A 775-nucleotide genomic window follows, 5' to 3' on the forward strand; every position below is an offset into this window, starting at 1 on the left:
CGTCGAGGCCGCGCCGCGCAACGTGCATCTGCTGCAGCGCAAGGCGTCGAAGGTCGGCGATGGGCTCGGCAAGACGACGGGCTGGATCCATCGGACGTCGCTGAAGGCGCGGCGCGTCGCGATGTCGTCCGGCGTATCGTACGAGCGGATTGACGACGCGGGGCTGCACGTGCGCATCGACGGCGAGCCGCGCACGCTCGCGGTCGACAACGTCGTCGTCTGCGCGGGGCAGGAGCCGCAGCGCGAGCTGTACGACGGCCTGCGCGCGGCCGGCTGCTCGGTGCACCTGATCGGCGGCGCGCACGTTGCCGCGGAACTCGACGCGAAGCGCGCGATCCTGCAGGGCACGACGCTCGCCGCTTCGATCTGACGCATGCGGCTCGCCGCGCTTGGCGATGCATGGGCATGCGGCTTCGCGCCGCGCAATCCCTGCCCGTTCCCGATTTGACCGACAAGGAGATACAACATGACTTCGATTCCCGCCGCCGTGCATCCATGCGTGCGGCAGTCGCTCGAACGCTGGCATGCGATGGTCGCCGCGCGCGACATGAGCACGCTCGCCGACATCGCCGATCCGAACGCGGTGTTCCGTTCGCCGATCGCGCATTCGGCATACGCGGGCGCGGCCGCGCTCACGCTCGCGATCGGCACGGTCGTCAACGTGTTCGAGGAGTTCACCTATCACCGCCAGATGGCGACCGACGACGGGCTGAGCGTCGTGCTGGAGTTCAGCGCGCGGGTCGGCGACAAGCGCTTGAAGGGCATCGACCTGATC

General features: G+C 69.2%; 1 protein-coding gene and 1 pseudogene. Both read left to right on the forward strand.

The genetic code is table 11. The features are described from left to right. Positions 1-370, forward strand: a pseudogene (gene fadH / locus ACU8YE_RS23720) (NADPH-dependent 2,4-dienoyl-CoA reductase); the annotation flags it as partial. Between the two features lie 96 nt (positions 371-466). Beyond that, a partial coding sequence (locus ACU8YE_RS23725; protein WP_446929777.1) for a nuclear transport factor 2 family protein occupies positions 467-775 on the forward strand: 309 nt, incomplete at its 3' end.

Source organism: Ralstonia sp. VS2407 (assembly GCF_052950655.1).